This window comes from Thiobacillus sp., assembly GCA_024235835.1.
Taxonomy (GTDB): Bacteria; Pseudomonadota; Gammaproteobacteria; order Burkholderiales; family Thiobacillaceae; genus PFJX01.
In genome coordinates this window covers 251,954-269,708 of record JACKLQ010000002.1, presented here as the reverse complement: position 1 = coordinate 269,708, position 17,755 = coordinate 251,954, and the positions used below count along the sequence as shown (strand labels likewise).

18 protein-coding genes and 2 tRNA genes are annotated in these 17,755 nt (G+C 63.8%); 13 read left to right on the top strand and 7 right to left on the bottom strand.

The features are described from left to right. The first annotated feature begins 13 nt into the window (after positions 1–13). From H6935_09485 to H6935_09455, 7 genes are read left to right on the top strand one after another with little or no spacing between them, the layout of a single operon-like run. Complete coding sequence (locus H6935_09485; protein ID MCP5278579.1) at positions 14–2,776, top strand: leucine--tRNA ligase; 2,763 nt, start codon at positions 14–16, stop codon at positions 2,774–2,776. Between the two features lie 9 nt (positions 2,777–2,785). Next, entirely contained in the window at positions 2,786–3,268 is a 483-nt protein-coding gene (locus H6935_09480) for a lipoprotein B transmembrane (protein MCP5278578.1), read from the top strand. Next, positions 3,265–4,296: a DNA polymerase III subunit delta gene (locus H6935_09475; protein ID MCP5278577.1), complete on the top strand. Its 1,032-nt coding sequence runs from the start codon at positions 3,265–3,267 to the stop codon at positions 4,294–4,296. Before H6935_09480 ends, H6935_09475 begins: the two co-directional genes overlap by 4 nt. A 39-nt stretch (positions 4,297–4,335) precedes the next feature. Further along, on the top strand, positions 4,336–5,607 hold the full coding sequence (locus H6935_09470) for a glutamate-5-semialdehyde dehydrogenase (GenBank protein MCP5278576.1): 1,272 nt from the start codon (positions 4,336–4,338) through the stop codon (positions 5,605–5,607). Positions 5,608–5,627: 20 nt separating this feature from the next. Next, complete coding sequence (gene nadD / locus H6935_09465) at positions 5,628–6,335, top strand: nicotinate-nucleotide adenylyltransferase (protein MCP5278575.1); 708 nt, start codon at positions 5,628–5,630, stop codon at positions 6,333–6,335. Further along, positions 6,328–6,687, top strand: a complete 360-nt coding sequence (rsfS, locus tag H6935_09460) for a ribosome silencing factor (GenBank protein ID MCP5278574.1) — start codon at positions 6,328–6,330, stop codon at positions 6,685–6,687. Before nadD ends, rsfS begins: the two co-directional genes overlap by 8 nt. Before the next feature lie 53 nt (positions 6,688–6,740). Then, positions 6,741–7,115, top strand: coding sequence for a hypothetical protein (locus H6935_09455; GenBank protein MCP5278573.1), 375 nt, complete (start codon positions 6,741–6,743; stop codon positions 7,113–7,115). A gap of 61 nt (positions 7,116–7,176) precedes the next feature. Here the strand turns inward: H6935_09455 and H6935_09450 are convergent. Beyond that, a tRNA-Glu gene (locus H6935_09450) sits at positions 7,177–7,252 on the bottom strand. Positions 7,253–7,294: 42 nt separating this feature from the next. Further along, positions 7,295–7,370: transfer RNA gene (locus H6935_09445), tRNA-Ala, on the bottom strand. 85 nt (positions 7,371–7,455) lie between these two features. On the opposite strand from H6935_09445, the gene H6935_09440 reads away from it, so the two are divergent. From H6935_09440 to rng, 4 genes are all read left to right on the top strand, one after another. Further along, on the top strand, positions 7,456–8,394 hold the full coding sequence (locus H6935_09440; GenBank protein MCP5278572.1) for a TIGR04348 family glycosyltransferase: 939 nt from the start codon (positions 7,456–7,458) through the stop codon (positions 8,392–8,394). Beyond that, the gene (gene rlmH / locus H6935_09435) at positions 8,391–8,858 is read left to right on the top strand and encodes a 23S rRNA (pseudouridine(1915)-N(3))-methyltransferase RlmH (protein ID MCP5278571.1); all 468 of its coding nucleotides are present in this window, start codon (positions 8,391–8,393) and stop codon (positions 8,856–8,858) included. Before H6935_09440 ends, rlmH begins: the two co-directional genes overlap by 4 nt. Before the next feature lie 62 nt (positions 8,859–8,920). Then, a complete protein-coding gene (gene maf, locus H6935_09430; GenBank protein ID MCP5278570.1) occupies positions 8,921–9,529 on the top strand; it encodes a septum formation inhibitor Maf in 609 nt (202 codons plus the stop codon). Positions 9,530–9,596: 67 nt separating this feature from the next. After that, positions 9,597–11,048 (top strand): ribonuclease G, encoded by a 1,452-nt coding sequence (rng, locus tag H6935_09425; protein ID MCP5278569.1) that lies wholly within the window; start codon positions 9,597–9,599, stop codon positions 11,046–11,048. Positions 11,049–11,066: 18 nt separating this feature from the next. Here the strand turns inward: rng and H6935_09420 are convergent, their stop codons facing one another. From H6935_09420 to H6935_09400, 5 genes are read right to left on the bottom strand one after another with little or no spacing between them, the layout of a single operon-like run. Further along, on the bottom strand, positions 11,067–13,034 hold the full coding sequence (locus tag H6935_09420) for a dynamin family protein (protein MCP5278568.1): 1,968 nt from the start codon (positions 13,032–13,034) through the stop codon (positions 11,067–11,069). A gap of 22 nt (positions 13,035–13,056) precedes the next feature. Beyond that, a complete protein-coding gene (locus tag H6935_09415; protein ID MCP5278567.1) occupies positions 13,057–13,353 on the bottom strand; it encodes a DUF167 domain-containing protein in 297 nt (98 codons plus the stop codon). Further along, positions 13,347–13,925, bottom strand: a complete 579-nt coding sequence (locus H6935_09410) for a YggT family protein (GenBank protein MCP5278566.1) — start codon at positions 13,923–13,925, stop codon at positions 13,347–13,349. The genes H6935_09415 and H6935_09410 overlap by 7 nt, the downstream gene beginning before the upstream one ends. Further along, positions 13,925–14,815: a pyrroline-5-carboxylate reductase gene (locus H6935_09405; protein MCP5278565.1), complete on the bottom strand. Its 891-nt coding sequence runs from the start codon at positions 14,813–14,815 to the stop codon at positions 13,925–13,927. Before H6935_09405 ends, H6935_09410 begins: the two co-directional genes overlap by 1 nt. Then, entirely contained in the window at positions 14,812–15,516 is a 705-nt protein-coding gene (locus H6935_09400) for a YggS family pyridoxal phosphate-dependent enzyme (GenBank protein MCP5278564.1), read from the bottom strand. Before H6935_09400 ends, H6935_09405 begins: the two co-directional genes overlap by 4 nt. 45 nt (positions 15,517–15,561) lie before the next feature. Between H6935_09400 and H6935_09395 the strand changes: the two genes are divergently transcribed. Next, complete coding sequence (locus H6935_09395) at positions 15,562–16,602, top strand: type IV pilus twitching motility protein PilT (protein MCP5278563.1); 1,041 nt, start codon at positions 15,562–15,564, stop codon at positions 16,600–16,602. A 13-nt stretch (positions 16,603–16,615) separates the two neighbouring features. Beyond that, positions 16,616–17,743, top strand: coding sequence for a PilT/PilU family type 4a pilus ATPase (locus H6935_09390; GenBank protein ID MCP5278562.1), 1,128 nt, complete (start codon positions 16,616–16,618; stop codon positions 17,741–17,743). The last annotated feature ends 12 nt before the right edge of the window (positions 17,744–17,755 follow it).

The window sequence follows — 17,755 nt, the reverse complement described above, 5'->3', positions numbered from 1 at the left end:
GATAGACACAGCCATGGACGCCCAATACCGCCCGGAGATCATCGAGCCGGAAGCCCAGCAGCACTGGGAAGAAAAACAGGCCTTCAAGGCCGTGGAAGTCACCACCAAGCCCAAGTACTACTGCCTGTCCATGTTCCCCTATCCCTCCGGGAAGCTGCACATGGGCCACGTGCGCAACTACACCATCGGCGACGTGCTGGCCCGTTACCACCGCATGAAGGGCTTCAACGTGCTGCAGCCCATGGGCTGGGACGCCTTCGGCCTGCCCGCCGAGAACGCGGCCATGGCCAACAACGTGGCCCCCGCTGGCTGGACCTACGCCAACATCGACTACATGCGCAGGCAGTTGAAGTCCCTGGGCCTGGCCATCGACTGGTCCCGGGAACTGGCCACCTGCAAGCCGGACTATTACCGCTGGGAGCAGTGGCTGTTCACCCGCCTGTTCGAGAAGGGCGTCATATACAAGAAGATGGCCACGGTGAATTGGGACCCGGTGGACCACACCGTGCTGGCCAACGAACAGGTCATCGACGGCAGGGGCTGGCGCTCCGGCGCCCTGGTGGAAAAGCGGGACATCCCCATGTACTTCTTCCGCATCACCGACTATGCGGAAGAGTTGCTGTCCGAACTGGACAGCCTGCCCGGCTGGCCCGAGCGGGTGAAAACCATGCAGCGGAACTGGATCGGCAAGAGCTTCGGGGTGGAGATCCACTTCCCCCTGAATGAGCGCCACCAGGCCGGCCAGTCGGGTGAAAACAGCGTCCTGAAAGTCTTCACCACCCGGGCCGACACCCTGTTCGGGGTGACCTACGTGGCCGTGGCCGCCGAGCACCCCCTGGCCCAGCAGGCCGCCGCCAACAATCCTGAACTGGCCGCCTTCATCCACGAATGCAAGCAGGGCAGCGTGGCCGAGGCCGACATGGCCACCATGGAAAAGAAGGGCATGGACACGGGCCTGAAGGTCTACCACCCCTTCACCAATGAGCCGGTCCCCGTGTGGGTGGCCAACTACGTGCTCATGGGCTACGGCGAGGGCGCGGTCATGGCGGTGCCGGCCCATGATGAGCGGGATTTTGCCTTTGCGAAGAAATATGGCCTCCCAATCAAGCAAGTTATTCGTACAGCTGATGAAGAGGCTAGAAGCGATATCCAGACAGAAATTGACAAAGGCGAGTGGAACGAAAATGGTCTTGAGCAGCTTCAAAAAGCTTTTAAAGACAAGACCTTTGATTCGGGTGAATGGAAGTTTTGGTACGCAGATGCTGGAACTCTGTTCGACTCCGGCGATTTCTCCGGCCGAACCTCCCAGGACGCCATCGAGAAGATCGCCCTGGTGCTGAAGAACCTGGGCCTGGGGGACCGGCGCACCACCTGGCGCCTGCGGGACTGGGGTATCAGCCGCCAGCGCTACTGGGGCTGCCCCATCCCCATCATCCACTGCCCCGCCTGCGGCGACGTGCCGGTGCCGGAAAAAGACCTGCCCGTGGCGCTGCCCGAGGACGTGAAGATCGATGTGGGGTCCCCCATCAAGAAGATGCCGTCCTTCTACGAGTGCGCCTGTCCAAAATGTGGTGGCAAGGCAGAGCGGGAAACGGACACCATGGACACCTTCGTGGAGTCCTCCTGGTACTACGCCCGCTACGCCTGTCCCGATCTGGACAAGGGCATGCTGGACGGCCGGGCCAACTACTGGCTACCGGTGGACCAGTACATCGGCGGCATCGAGCACGCCATCCTGCACCTCTTGTACGCCCGCTTCTTCCACAAGCTCATGCGCGACGAGGGCCTGGTGAGCGGCAACGAGCCCTTCGCCAACCTGCTCACCCAGGGCATGGTGGTGGCGGAGACCTATTACCGTGACCAGCCGGACGGAAAAAAGCAGTGGATCAACCCCGCCGACGTGGAAGTGGAGCGAAACGACAAGGGCCACATCGTTGCGGCCAAGTTGGTAGCCGACGGCCAGCCCGTGGTCATCGGCGGCGTGGAGAAGATGTCCAAGTCCAAGAACAATGGCGTCGACCCCCAGGCCCTCATCGACCAGTACGGCGCCGACACCGCCCGCCTGTTCATGATGTTCGCCGCCCCGCCGGAACAGTCCCTGGAGTGGTCCGATGCCGGCGTGGAGGGGGCCCACCGCTTCCTCAAGCGTTTGTGGTCTTTTGCGTACGAAAACGCGTCCTCAATTGCGCAACATGTCGCGCATGAGAAGAACCCTCCTGAGCAATACGTATTTGATTGGTCACAAGCAACCGATGAATTTTCGGCCGCCCGTCGTGACATTCACGAAAACCTTAAACAGGCAAACATTGATATCAGTAAGTGCCAGTTCAATACGGTAGTTGCATCATGCATGAAGATACTCAACACGCTTTATCGCTTGCCTGACCCGGCCCTTAAGCAAGGTGTTTCCGCTCCAGTATGGTTCATACCCCGAGTGGCCCTGCGTGCGGAGGGACTTAGCATTTTGATTCGCCTACTTTCACCAATTACGCCCCATGTCACGCAGCAGTTGTGGCGAGATATTGGCTTCGGGAATGACATCTTGTGTTCCCCCTGGCCCCAGGCGGACGAATCCGCCTTGGTGCAAAATGAGGTCGAACTCATGCTGCAGGTGAATGGCAAGCTGCGGGGCAAGTTCAAGGTGGCGGCGGATGCGTCCAGGGACGCCATCGAGCAGGCCGCCCTGGCCAGCCCGGAACTGCTGAAGCATCTGGACGGCAAGGCCCCCAAGAAGGTGGTGGTGGTGCCGGGTCGTCTGGTCAACGTGGTGGTGTAAGGAGCGAGGATGGCGCGATTAGTGGGGATTTTCCTGGCGTTCTTGACGGTCCTGCCGGCCGGCTGCGGCTTTCAGCTGAGGGGCGAGGCCCGGTTACCCTTCGCCAGTGCCTACGTGGATGCGCCCGAAGCTTCCGTGCTGGCGCCTTTCCTGCGCCAGGCCCTGGGGGCCCAGGGCAAACTCGCTGCCCAGGCCAAGGATGCGCCGGTTCGAATTCGTGTCCTGGACGAGCGGCGCGAAAAAAACATCCTCTCCCTATCCGGCGGCGGCAAGGTGCGGGAATACCGCCTTGTCTATAGCGTGACCCTGAAGGTGACGGATGGCACGGGCAATGAGTTGATCGCCCCCGTGGAACTGCAGCAGTTGCGGGAGTTTTCCTACGACGACGCCCTGATCCTGCCCAAGGAGGCCGAAGAGGCCAGCCTCAACCGGGCCATGGAGCAGGAGGTATTGCGCCAGGCCTTGCGACGTCTGTCCTACGTGAAGCGCTGATGCGTATTCGTGGAGACCAGCTGGCCAGTGCCCTGAAGGGGTCCCTGGCCCCCGTGTGGCTGGTGAGCGGCGACGAGCCCCTGCTGGTGGACGAGACCGTGGCCCGGATCAGGGCAGTTGCACTGGCCCAGGGCTACGACGAGCGCCAAAGCGCACAGTCCGAGCCCGGCTTCGACTGGCGGGCCTGGTCCGGCGGCTTCGATTCCCTGTCCCTGTTTGCCAGCCGCCGCTTGATTGAACTGCGCCTGCCCACGGGCAAGCCCGGGGTGGAGGGGGGCAAGGTGCTGGAGGCCTGGGCCCTGCAGCCGCCCGCCGACACCCTGCTGCTGGTGACCACGCCCCGTCTGGACAAGGCGGCCCTGGCGGTGAAATGGGTCAAGGCCATGGAAGGTGAGGGGGTGCTGGTGCAGACCTGGCCCCCCACCCTGGACCGCCTGCCGGACTGGATCGGCGAGCGCCTTGGACGTCACGGCCTGCAGGCAGATCGGGAGACCCTGGCCTGGCTCACGGCCCGGGTGGAGGGCAACCTGCTGGCCGCCCACCAGGAGATCGAGAAGCTGGCCCTCCTCCTGCCACCCGGCCCCCTGGACCTGGCCACGGCCCGGGCATCCGTGGCGGATGTGGCACGCTATGATGTGGGAGACCTGTCCGAGGCCTTCCTAAAGGCGGACGCGGCGCGTTTTTGCCGGATACTGGACGGACTGAAGGCGGAAGGCGAGGGCCTGCCCCTGGTGCTGGCGGTGTTCGGAGGCGAGGTGCGGACCCTGTACCGGCTGGCCGCCGGCCTCTCCCGGGGCGAACGGCTCCAGGGCCTCATGGCTGCCCTGCGGGTCTGGGAAAGCCGCCAGGGTCTGCTGGAACGGGCCCTGAAGCGGGCTGACCCCGCCCGCCTGGCCTGGGCCATGGGAGGACTGGCCCGTCTGGACCGTGCGGCCAAGGGCCTGCTCCGGGAAGATGCCTGGGATGAGTTGAAGCAATTGGGCCTGGTCCTCATGCAACGGGGCCGGGCGCCGGCATTTGTATCGTAGGCGGCCCCGCGTCGGGCCGCACTCGCGTTGGAGCACCAAATGGACATCAAAGCCTACATGACAACCCTGGGCCAGCAGGCCCGTGACGCCTCCGCGGCCATGGCCCGCGCGTCGACCCGCGCCAAGGACGAGGCCCTTTCCGAACTGGCCCGACTGCTGCGCGCCTCGGGCGCGGTCCTCGCCGAAGCCAATGCCAGGGACATTGCCGCCGCCGAGGCCGCCGGCCTGTCGGCCCCCATGGTGGACCGCCTGCGCCTCACCGAGAAAGTCATCGCCACCATGGCGGAAGGTTGTGAGCAGCTGGCCGCCATGCCAGACCCGGTGGGCGAAATCACCGGCATCAAGCGCCGTCCCACGGGCATCAGCGTCGGCCAGATGCGCGTGCCCCTGGGCGTGTTCGGCATGATCTATGAAAGCCGTCCCAACGTGACCATCGAGGCCGCGTCCCTGGCCGTAAAGAGCGGCAACGCCTGCATCCTGCGCGGCGGTTCGGAAGCCATCCAGTCCAACCTGGCCTTGTGGCAACTGGTGGGGCAGGCCCTGGAAAGCGCCGGGTTGCCGCGCACCGCCGTGCAACTGGTGGAAACCACCGACCGGGCCGCCGTGGGCGATCTCATCACCATGCCCGCTTATGTGGACGTCATCATCCCCCGGGGCGGCAAGGGCCTGATCGAGCGCATCACCAACGAGGCAAAGGTGCCGGTCATCAAGCACCTGGACGGCAACTGTCACACCTACGTCGATGCCGAGTTCGACATGGACAAGGCCCTGCGGGTTACCGAAAACGCCAAGACCCAGAAATACAGCCCCTGCAACGCCACCGAATCCCTGCTGGTGCACGAGCAGGCTGCCGCCGGCTTCCTGCCCCGTATCGGCGAGGTCTTTGCCGCCAAGGGGGTGGAGATGCGCTGCGACGCGGCGTCCAGGGCCATCCTGTCCGCCGTGTCAGGCGCCCGGCTGATCGATGCCACGGAAGAGGACTGGTACACCGAATATCTGGCGCCCATCATCAGCGTGAAGGTGGTGGCCAGCGTGGCGGAGGCCATCGCCCATATCAACAAGTACAGTTCCCACCACACGGATGCCATCCTCACCACCAACCACCCCAACGCCATGCAGTTCCTGCGCGAGGTGGATTCCAGCTCGGTCATGATCAACGCCTCCACCCGCTTCGCCGACGGCTTCGAATACGGTCTGGGAGCGGAGATCGGTATCTCCACCGACAAGATCCACGCCCGGGGCCCCGTGGGCCTGGAGGGCCTCACCAGCCAGAAATGGGTGGTGCTGGGAGACGGCCATGTCAGGGGGTGATGAGTGATGAGCGATGAGTGATGGGGAAAGGCGCTAAGACCGGGGGGAGCCCATACCCCATACCCCATCCCCCCTCCCCGCAGGCCGTCGGCCTGCTCGGCGGTACCTTCGACCCCATCCACTACGGCCACCTGCGACTGGCGGAGGAAATGGCCGAGTTGCTGGGCCTGGCCGAGGTGCGCATCCTGCCGGCGGGTCTGCCTCCCCACCGGCGCCAGCCCCGGGCCGCTGCCCACCACCGCCTGGAAATGGCACGGCGGGCCGTGACGGGAAATCCACGCTTCGTGCTGGACGAGCGGGAGATACAAAAGGCCAGCCCCAGCTACAGCGTGGAGACCCTCAAAGCCCTGCGCAAGGAGTTGCCTGGCGGCACGCCCCTGATCCTTTTCATGGGTGGCGATGCCTTCATGGGCCTTACCACCTGGCACCGCTGGGAGGAACTGCTGGACCTGGCCCATCTGGCAGTGGCCCATCGTCCTGGCTTCACCTCGGCGGTATGGGAGGACGCTTTGCCTGAGCCCCTGCGCAGGCTGCTGGCCACCCGCCGTTGTGAACAGCCTGGCGAACTGTCGGAAAAAACCGCCGGGCTGATCCATCTACATGCCATCACCCAGCTGGACATCTCAGCCAGCCAGATCCGGGAACGGGCTCTGCGGGGCAAGAGCCTGCGCTACCTGTTGCCGGACTCCGTCATCGATTACATCAACGAGCACCATTTATATGTCTGAACACCTCACTCCCGATCAACTGGTCAAGATCGCCGTCGCCGCCCTGGAGGATATCAAGGGCAAGGACATCACCGTCATCAACGTGAGCCACCTGACCTCCCTGTTCGACCGCATGATCATCGCCAGCGGCGATTCCACCCGCCAGGTGAAGTCCCTGGCGGACAATGTGCTGGAAAAGCTAAAGGCGGCCGGCGCGGACATCATCGGCACGGAAGGCGCCGAGGTAGGGGAATGGGTGCTGGTGGATGCCAGCAGCCTGGTGGTGCACGTCATGCACCCCGCCGTTCGGGCCCACTACAACCTCGAGGAACTATGGGGCGCCGCCCAGCATGCCCGCCAGGCAGCCAGGTAGCCCACTGAAAGGAAGAGGCCATGCAGGACGAATTGAAGCCCCAAGCCCAACTGATGCCCCGGGACGGCATGGTCACGATGACCCATGTGATGTACGGCCTCCATGCCTTCAGCGCACTCACCGGCCTGGTCAGCGCCGCTTTCATCGTCACCGCATTTCTCAGCGGCTGGCCGTCCATCATCGCGGTGGTGCTGAATTACATCAACCAGCGTGAGGTGCGGGGCACCTATCTGGAGTCCCACTTCCGCTGGCAATTGCGCACCTTCTGGTATGCCCTGCTGTGGGTGGTCATCGCCATGGCCCTGGCCTTCACCCTCATCGGCATCCCCGTGGCCGTGGCCCTCATGCTGGTTGTGGGAATCTGGGTGCTGTACCGCCTGGTCCGGGGCTGGAGCGCCCTGGCAGGAGAGAGGCCCATGGAACCCTGAGCCTCAGTCGGAGGAGGCACAAAAGAAAACGGCTTGCATCGCTGCAAGCCGTTGATTTGTCTGGCGTCCCCACGGGGATTCGAACCCCGGTTACCGCCGTGAAAGGGCGATGTCCTAGGCCTCTAGACGATAGGGACTTATGAGGCCGAAAGCCCGGATTTCCGTGCTTTCTCGATTCCTGGTGGAGGTAAGCGGGATCGAACCGCTGACCTCTTGCATGCCATGCAAGCGCTCTCCCAGCTGAGCTATACCCCCACACGAGAGTCGCGCATTTTATTGAGGGTTTATCGCCTTGTAAAGAGGGAAATCGCGCTTCTGCTTAATGCACTATAGTCGCGTCATGCGTATCGCCCTGATCAGTCCTTACTTGCCCCGGGGCCGCAACGGCAACGCGCATACAGCCGTGCGGTGGAGGGCGTTCTTACGCCGGGACGGACATCGCGTGGATACGGCGATGGAATGTGATGGTTCCCCCGTCCAGGCCATGGTCGCCCTTCACGCACGCCGCAGCCATGCGTCCATCGCCAGATTCGCCCGGGCCCATCCGGACAGTCCCCTGATCCTGGTGCTCACCGGAACGGACCTGTACCGCGACATCCGTTTCGACGTGGATGCCCAACTCTCCCTGAAGCTGGCCCATAGGCTGATGGTTCTGCAGGAGGAGGGCGTGGCAGAAATCCCGCAGGCCTACCACCACAAGACAGTGGTGGTTTTTCAGTCTGCGCCCACCTTGGTGCCCCAGCCCCGGCCGGTGCGGCATTTCAGCGTGGGTGTGGTGGCCCACCTGCGGGACGAGAAGGATCCCTTCCGCGCCGTTCTGGCCTTGCGGCATCTGCCCCCACCCCGCCGCATCCACGCCTGGCATGTGGAGGGTGAGTTGCAGCCCGGCCTGGATTTGGAAGCAGATGCCCTGGATCGCCTGGAATTTCGCTGGAAGTGGCTGGGTGGGCGTCCCCATGGCCAGACCCGACGCCGCATCGCCCGCAGCCACCTGCTGGTGGTGCCTTCCCGCATGGAGGGGGGCGCCAATGTCATTTGCGAGGCGGTCACGCTTGCCACGTCTGTCCTGGCGTCGGATGTACCAGGCAACGTGGGCATGCTGGGCCGGGACTACGCGGGCTATTTTCCCGTGGGTGACGATCGTGCCCTGGCAGGGCTGATGCATCGCGCCAAAACGGATGCCGGATTCTATGAACTACTGGCCCGCCAATGCGCCATCCGCGCACCCTTGTTCGCCCCGGAGCGGGAAGCGGCCGCCGTGCAGGCCCTGGTGCCATGAAACTCACCCTGCTGGCGGTGGGGGACAAGATGCCCGCATGGGCGGAGGACGCCACCACGGAGTATCTGAAGCGCCTGCCGCGGGAGGCGCGCATGGTCTTGGTGACGGTGAAGCCGGAGAAGCGCGCAGGCCAGTCTGCTGACGCCATCAAGCAGGCGGAGGCTGCGCGCTTGCTGGAGAAGGTGCCGGCGGCCAGCCGCCTGGTGGCCCTGGACGAGCATGGCAGGCAGGTCAGCACCCGGGAACTGGCGGATCTGCTTGAGCGCTGGCTGGAGTCCGGCAAGGACACGGTGCTGGTCATCGGTGGTGCCGATGGCCTGGCGCCGGGGTTGCTGGAGCGCGCGGAAACCAGTCTGGCCCTGTCCCGCCTGACGCTCCCCCACGCCATGGCCCGGGTACTGGTGGCGGAACAGGTCTATCGGGCCATGAGCCTGCTGCACAACCATCCCTATCATCGGGATTGAGTCCACCCTGCGGTCGGGTGGTGAACGTAAAGCGGATGGAAAAATGTCGGACAATACCGGTCATGTCCCGCAATCTGTACCTCGCCTCCCAAAGTCCGCGCCGCCTGGATTTGCTGCGCCAGGTGGGCCTGAGCCCCATGGTGCTGCCACTGCGCGCCAGCCCGGAGCGTGCAGACGTGGACGAAACTCCACTGGCGGACGAGCCAGGCATCGATTACGTGCAGCGCCTGGCGCGCATGAAGGTGAAGGCGGGGATGCTGGCCCAGCAGGCACGCCATCTGCCCGCGTGGCCCATTCTGGCAGCGGACACCACCGTGACCCTGGACGGCCGTATCCTGGGAAAGCCCGGAGACGCGGAGGAAGCCGTCGCCATGCTGCGCCTCTATGCCGGACGCACCCATACGGTGCTGACCGCCGTGGCCGTTGCCTACCAGGGGCGGATCAGGGTGGGGCTCAGCGAGAGTCAAGTCACTTTCAAGACCCTGACCGAGGCGGAGATCGCCGCCTATGTGGCCAGCGGCGAGCCCTTCGACAAGGCGGGCGGCTATGGCATCCAGGGTCGCGCGGCCATCTTCATAGAGCACCTCTCGGGCAGTTATTCCGGGGTCATGGGCCTGCCCCTTCACGAGACCGCAGAGTTGCTGCGGGAGGTGGGTTTCGAGGTTTTTTGAAGGGAAGTGGGGAGCGGGAAGTGGGGAGCGGCTCCCCATTTCCCACTATCCATTACCCATGAATGCCATGAGCGAAGAGATTCTCATCAACGTGACGCCCCAGGAAACCCGGGTGGCGGTGATCTACCTGGGCGCGGTCCAGGAACTGCACATCGAGCGCAGTACCCAGAGGGGGATGGTGGGCAATGTCTACCTGGGAAAGGTGTCCCGGGTGTTGCCCGGCATGCAGTCGGCCTTCGTGGATATCGGCCTGGACCGGGCGGCGTTCCTCCACGTGGGGGACATCATAGAGGCCCGTTGCGACAACTGCCCGCGTCCCATAGAAAAGGTGTTGCACGAAGGCCAGAGCATCCTGGTGCAGGTCATCAAGGATCCCATCGGCGCCAAGGGAGCACGGCTTTCCACCCAGATCAGCATGGCGGGGCGCTTTCTGGTGTACCTGCCCCAGGAGACTCGCATCGGCATTTCCCAGAAGATCGAGGACGAGGCGGAACGGGAACTCCTGCGCGAACGCCTGAACCGTGTACTGCCTGAGAACGGCAAAGGGGGGTTCATCATTCGCACCATGGCCAACATGGCGGAGGAATCCGAACTGGCGGCCGACGTGGAATACCTGCACGCCCTGTGGGATGCCATCCAGGCACGTTCCGAGAATACGGCCGCCCCGGCAGCCATTTACCAGGAACTGGACCTGGCCCACCGGGTGCTGAGGGATTTTTCCAGCGATGAAACCGACCGCATCCTGGTGGACTCCCGGGAGACCTATGCCCGCATGAAGGGCTTCGCCGAGGAATTCACCCGCAACGTGGCGGAAAAGGTGAGCCATTACGTGGCGGAGCGTCCCCTGTTCGACCTCTATGGCGTGGAGGACGAGATCGAGAAGGCCCTGGGGCGGCGCGTGGACCTGAAGTCCGGCGGTTACCTGATCGTGGACCAGACAGAGGCCCTGACCACCATCGACGTGAACACCGGCGGCTTCGTCTCCGGGCGCAGTTTCGACGAGACCATCTTCAAGACCAACCTGGAGGCGGCCCAGGCCATCGCCCGCCAGCTGCGCCTGCGCAACCTGGGCGGCATCATCATCCTGGACTTCATCGACATGGACAGCGCGGAACACAAGGAGGCCGTGCTGGGGGAACTGACCAAGGCCCTGGCCCGGGACCGCACTCGCATGACCATCAACGGGTTTACCTCTCTGGGCCTGGTGGAGATGACCCGTAAACGTACCCGTGAAAGCCTGAGCCACGTGCTGTGCGAGGCCTGCCCCACCTGCCAGGGCCGGGGCCAGATCAAGACCGCCCAGACCACCTGCTACGAGATCCTGCGGGGCCTGATCCGGGAGGCTCGCCAGTTCAACGCCAAGGAGTACCGCATCCTGGCCTCCCAGGCCGTGATCGACCTGTTTCTGGACGAGGAGTCCCAAAGCCTGGCCCAGCTGTCTGACTTCATCGGCAAGCCGATTTCGCTGCAGGTGGAAAGCCTGTTCACCCAGGAGCAGTACGACATCATCCTGCTCTAGGGCGGGTAAGCCCGGGAATCAGGCTGCCTTGACGGGGGCGGGCGTGCCCAGCTGCTCCAGGGGGCGAACCGGCAGGCCGGTGAGGATGGAGAATTCCTTGACGATGGCCTCGATGGATTCCAGCTGGTGTCGCAGCTTGATGATCTCGTTGTTCACCAGGGCGCTGCGCTCCTGCAGGGAACCCAGGTTGGCGTGCACCTTGTTGAGGTTCTCCAGGCGGCGCTCCAGTTGGGACTTGTGCTCATGGATGCGGGCCACGATGGGGTCCAGGGTGAGGCGCAGCCAGGTTTCCGTCTCGATCTGCACCTGCTGGAACACCAGGCGGGCCTGAGCCACCAGGGCGATGTAGAACTTCTTAATCATGAATCGCTTTTCCAGCATGATGTTGAGGGGGTCGGCGCAGAATTCCTCCGTGCTCACCATCAATTCGTCCAGTCGGGCGCGGTAGCGGTTCAGTTTCAGCAGAGGCGGCACCGCCTCCTCCAGACCATGGACTTCGTGGAAGCGATGGTAGGCCGTGTTGAGCAGCTGGGTGATGGCGGCGCACTGCTTGTTGGCGAAATCGAATTCCGCGCCCATGCGCTGGATCAGGGTCTGCATGCCCTTGATCAGGCTGGCGGTGGTCCAGCTGCCGCTGATGGTCAGCATGGACTCCTCGATGATCTTTTCCAGGCGCTGCTCTTCCAGGTGGGTGAGGAGCTCCTGGCCCTGCTCGCCGATGATCTTGCGCGTGACGTTGAAGTTGCGCATGGTCACGTCATAGTTCTGCTTGTCCGCCAGCATCTTCTCCCGCAGCTGACCGATGATCTGCTGGTTCTTGCCGGACAGGGCCTGCAGGTCTTGCAGGCTCTGGTGGGCGGTCATGAGGCGGTGGTAGGCCGTTTCCCGTGCCTCGTTGATGAGGGGGCCCATCTCCCTGATCACCGACTCGCGCATGATCTTTTCCCGGGAGGGGATGATCTCCCGGGCCAGCAGCACTTCCAGGGCCTGGATGCCTGAACGCTTGAGCAGATCGTCGTCGCCGCGCACCTTGCCCACCAGGGCCTTCTGGGCAGATATGGCCAGCACGCTGGAGGGGGAGATGTTCAGCTGGGTGGCTGTGGATTCGATCTGACGCTGTATGGTGCGGCCGATGTCCTCGGGGCTCTTGAGGTCGTCCCAGAGCATGTCGATCTTGTTCAGCACCGCGTAGTGCTGGCCAGCGTGCTTGGACACCAGCTTGTTCCAGATCTCGTAGTCCGACTGGGTCACCCCCGTGTCCGTGGCCAGCAGGAACAGCAGGGCGTGGGCATTGGGGATGGCGGACAGGGTCAGTTCCGGTTCCGCGCCCATGGCGTTCAGGCCCGGGGTGTCCAGGATGGCCAGGCCGGATTCCAGCAAGGGGTGGGGGTAGTTGATCATGGCGTAGCGCCAGGCGGGGATTTCCACCCGGTCCTGGTCCTTCACCATGTAGGACAGGTTGGGGTCGTTCTCGTCCCAAAGCCCCAGGGCCCGGGCCTCCACCTTGAACACCACCTTTGTCTCGGCCAGCTTGCGCAGGGCGGAGGTCATGGCATTGGGGTCCGTCACGTCCAGCTTGACGGTGTTCCACTCCACCGGCAGCCGCTTCAGGGCCGTGATGCTGTCGTCCCGGAAGCGGGTCTCGATGGGCAGCAGACGGATGTAGGGTTCGGTGCCCGGCTCGTAATAGATCTCCGTGGGACACATGGTGGTGCGACCAGCGTCCGAAGGCAGCAGGCGCTGCTTGAAGTCGGAGAAGAACAGGGCATTGATGAGTTCCGTCTTGCCCCGGCTGAATTCCGCCACGAAGGCCAGCATCAGCCGGTCCCGCTTCAGGTTCTCGCTCAGGTCGAAGATGCGCAGCAACAGGTCGGGTTCAAACTCGGTGTGGCTTTCGATCCAGTCCTTGAAGTCGCTGATGATCTTGACGAGACGGTCGCGCCGGTTCTTATACCGGGAGATCCCGCTTTCCAGCCCGAAATTCATGAACTCTCTCCCACCCTGACTTTCACAGTCGTCCAGTCAAAATTGCTGCTACAGCATCCACCGGCAATGGAGTTTCCAATACTTTCCGGCGGGATTTGTCACCGCGAAGGATTTTAACCTCCCGTAGCGGAACGCCAAGGGTCCCGGCGATGAATTTCAGCAGTGCGGCATTGGCGGCGCCTTCCACTGCGCGAGCGGGTATCCTCACCTTCAGGGCATCGCCGTGCAGGCCCACGACCTCGCCATGGGCGGCTCCGGGCTGAATGTGCACGGTGATTTCCGTGCCCTGAGGCGTGGCGCGCAGGCAGGGAATCACCACACCAGGGCACGGGCCAGGCGTTCCAGCGTGGCCACGGGCGCCACAAGGAGCAACTGGATGGCGATGAGGGCGGCCAGGGGCGTCAAGTCCACGCCTCCTATGGGGGGGATGAGCCTCTGGAAGGGGGCCAGTACGGGGCGGGACAGGGCGTAGAACACGGGGGCGTGGGGCGAGAAGGGGTTCACCCAGGAGAGGATGGCCTGAAGGACGATGAGCCCCATGAGTACGTAGAGGCCTAGACGCAATGACGCCACCAGGCCAAGAGCCAGGAACCCGGGCACCACCTTGGTGCCCGCGGCGGCGAAGGGGTAGCTCATGAGCCAGTGGATGGCCACCACGGCCAGGATTTTGGTAACCAGCAGCAGCAGCAGGCTGGCCCAGTCCATGCCAAAGAATCCCGGCACCGCCCGCCGTAACGGGCGCACGGCGAAATCCGTCACTTTCATCAGGAATTGGGAGAAGGGGTTATGCACGGGTACCCGGGCCCATTGCATCCAGAAGCGCAGGAAGAAGGCGCAGGCCAACAGGTCCAGGCCGGTGCGGATCAAAAACTGCAAGGCATCCGTCAGCATCAAGTTCGCCCCCAGGTCAGAGATGCGCCCGGCCCGCCCCCCGAGGGGGACAAGAAAACTTGGGACTGCCCTTCGTTTTCTTGAGAGTTCCCCAGCTGGTCGCCCATCTCCCGGGCACGTTCCGCCGCCGCCCGGGCGGCCTGGAGTATGGCGGCGTGGACCCCTCCCTCCACCAGGGCCTGGATGCCCCGTTCGGTGGTGCCACCCTTGGAGGTGACCCGGGCCCGGAGCTCCGCCGGGGCTGCCGGATCCTGCACGGCCAAAGTGGCTGCCCCCAGGAAGGTCTGCAGCGTCAGTTGGCGGGCCACCTGGGGTGTCAGGCCAAGTTCGATGCCCGCTTGTTCCAGGGCCTCGATGAAATAGAACACATAGGCGGGGCCGCTGCCAGAAAGGGCCGTGACGGCGTCGATCTGGGATTCTTCCTCCACCCAGACCACCATGCCCACGGCCTCCATGACCTGGCTGGCCCAGTCCCGCTGAGCGGCGCTCGTGCCGGGGAGGCCAAACAGCCCCGTGGCCCCTTCCCCCACCAGAGCCGGGGTGTTTGGCATGGCCCGGGCCACGGCGGCGTGGCCCTTGAGCCAGCGGCTGATGTCCGCCGCACGCACGCCTGCAGCCACGGAAAGCACCAGTTGGCGCGCTTGCAGGGTGGGCAGGACGGTCAGTGCTTCCTTGAGTTGCTGGGGTTTCACCGCGAGGACGATGACGTCGGCATCCAGGCACGCTGCCGCGCTTTCCTCGACCCCGATGCCGAATTCCCGGATCAACCAGGCCCGCCGCCCGGCGATGGGCTCGGCCACGGTAATGTCGCTGGCCATGAAGCCTTTGCGCAGCAGGCCGCCCACGATGGCGGCTGCCATGTTGCCGCCGCCTATGAATCCAAGTTTCATGTTGCTGCATCCTTTGTATATTGACGCGTGCCGAAAATGGCCGTGCCCACTCGCACCAGGGTGGACCCCTCGGCGATGGCCGTTTCCAGGTCGGCGGACATGCCCATGGAGAGGGTGTCCAGTTCCAGTCCTGCCCCACGGGCCTGGGCCAGCAGGTCCGCCAGGCACCGGAACCTGGCATGTTGTACAGCCGGATCGGGCGAAGGTTCCGGAATCGCCATGAAGCCCCGCAGGCGAAGGTTCTGCAAGCCTGCCACCTGCCGGGCCAGGTCCAGGGCCCCCCGGGGGGGCACGCCGTGCTTGCTGGCCTCGCCGCTGACGTTCACCTGGATGCAGGCCTGCAGGGGGGGCTGGTGCCCTGGTCGCTGCTCCGAGAGACGCCGGGCGATTTTCAGGCTTTCCACGCCATGAACCCACTGGAAACGCTCCGCCACTGGGCGGGTCTTGTTGCTTTGCAGGGGCCCGATGAAATGCCATTCGATGGACAGGTCGGCCAGATTGTCCATCTTGCCCACGGCTTCCTGCACGTAGCTCTCGCCAAAGCAGCGCTGGCCCGCATCCCAGGCCTCCCGGATGGCCGTTGCGGGAAAGGTCTTGCTAACCGCCAGCAGAGTCGCGCAGGATGCATCCCTGGCGGCCTGCCTGCACGCGCCCGATATGCGGTTCTGGCAAGCTTGCAAGGCGGCGGCGATTGCGCCCATAATGGGCTGAACTCCCTACAAAATCACGTAAGTCAGGGAATTATAATGGAAATTTCCGAGCTTCTTGCCTTCTCGGTCAAGAACAAAGCGTCCGATTTGCACCTCTCCGCGGGCCTGCCTCCCATGATCCGGGTGCACGGCGATATCCGTCGCATCAACGTGCCCGCGCTTTCCAACCAGGAAGTGCGCGCCATGGTGTACGACATCATGAGCGATGCCCAGCGCAAGGTGTACGAGGAGTTCCTGGAGGTGGACTTCTCCTTCGAACTGAGGGACGTGGCCCGGTTCCGGGTGAACGCTTTCAACCAGGAACGGGGCGCAGGTGCCGTGTTCCGGACCATTCCCAGCGTGGTGCTCACCCTGGAGGAACTGGAGGCGCCCAGGATCTTCAAGGAAATCTCCGAAAACCCCCGGGGTCTGGTCATCGTCACCGGCCCCACGGGCTCCGGCAAGTCCACCACCCTGGCGGCCATGGTGGACTACGTCAACGAGAACCAGTTCAGCCACATCCTCACCATCGAGGACCCCATCGAATTCGTGCACAAGAGCAAGAAGTGCCTGATCAACCAGCGGGAGGTGGGCCCCCATACCCACGGCTTCGCCCAGGCCCTGCGCTCCGCCCTGCGGGAGGATCCGGACGTGATCCTGGTGGGCGAGATGCGGGACCTGGAAACCATCCGCCTGGCCCTCACGGCGGCCGAGACCGGCCACCTGGTGTTCGGCACTCTGCACACCTCGTCGGCCGCCAAGACCATCGACCGGGTGGTGGACGTGTTTCCGGCGGCGGAAAAGGAAATGGTGCGCTCCATGCTGTCCGAATCCATCCGGGCGGTCATTTCCCAGACCCTGCTCAAACGCAAGGACGGCAGCGGTCGGGTGGCAGTGCACGAGATCATGATCGGCACCCCCGCCATCCGAAACCTCATCCGGGAAAACAAGATCGCCCAGATGTATTCCTCCATCCAGACCGGGCAGAACCTGGGCATGCAGACCCTGGACCAGGGCTTGACGGAACTGGTGCGGCGCAACGTTATCTCGGCCCAGGATGCCCGGGCGGTGGCCGTCAACAAGGACGCGTTCTTCTAGGCGTGGGGTCCGTATGAATACCCTTGAGAATGTTCACGAGTGGCTGCGTTTCATGGTGGCGCGCAAGGCGTCCGACCTGTTCCTGACGGCGGGATTCCCTCCGGCCATCAAGCTGAACGGGAAGGTGACGCCCATCTCCAAGCAGACCTTCACTCCCACGGATACCTTGCTGTTGTCCAAGGCCCTGATGACAGAGCGGCAGCAGAAGGATTTCGATGCCACCCATGAATGCAACTTCGCCATCCATGTGGGTGACGTGGGCCGTTTCCGGGTGAACGTCTTCATGCAGCAGACCCGGGTGGGCGTGGTGCTGCGCCACATCAACACGCAAATCCCCATGCTGGAAGAACTGCATTTGCCCATGAACCTGCGGGACATCACCATGATGCCCAGGGGCCTGGTCATCGTCACGGGGGCCACGGGTTCGGGCAAGTCCACCACCCTGGCGGCCATGGTGGGCTATCGCAACCAGCACTCCCAGGACCACATCGTCTCGGTGGAAGACCCCATCGAATACGTGCACGAGCACGGCAAGAGCATCATCACCCAGCGGGAAGTGGGCATGGATACCGAGAGCTGGGAATCCGCCCTGAAGAACACCCTGCGCCAGGCCCCGGACGTGATCATGATCGGCGAGATCCGGGACCGGGACACCATGCAGTACGCCATGACCTACGCGGAAACCGGCCACCTCTGCTTCTCCACCATCCACGCCAACAACGCCAACCAGACCCTGGACCGCATTCTCAGCTTCTTCCCCAAGGAAAGGCGGGAGCAGTTGCTGTTGGATCTCTCCCTGAACCTGCGGGCGGTCATTTCCCAACGGCTGCTGCCACGGCTGGACGGCAAGGGGAGGGTGCCGGCGGTGGAGATCATGCTCAACTCGCCCCTGATCTCCGACCTGATCCTCCAGGGCCGCCTGGACGAGATCAAGGACATCATGACCCGGTCCCGGGACCTGGGCATGCAGACCTTCGATCAGGCCCTGTTCGACCTGTTTGCCAAGGGCGACGTCAAGGCCGAGGACGCCCTGCGCAACGCTGATTCCTTCAACGACCTGCGCCTGAAGATCAAACTCCACATCAAGGGCGAAAAGGGGGATGCCCCCTTGTCAGGCCTGGACCACCTGGGCCTGGTTTGATCCGGGCCGCAG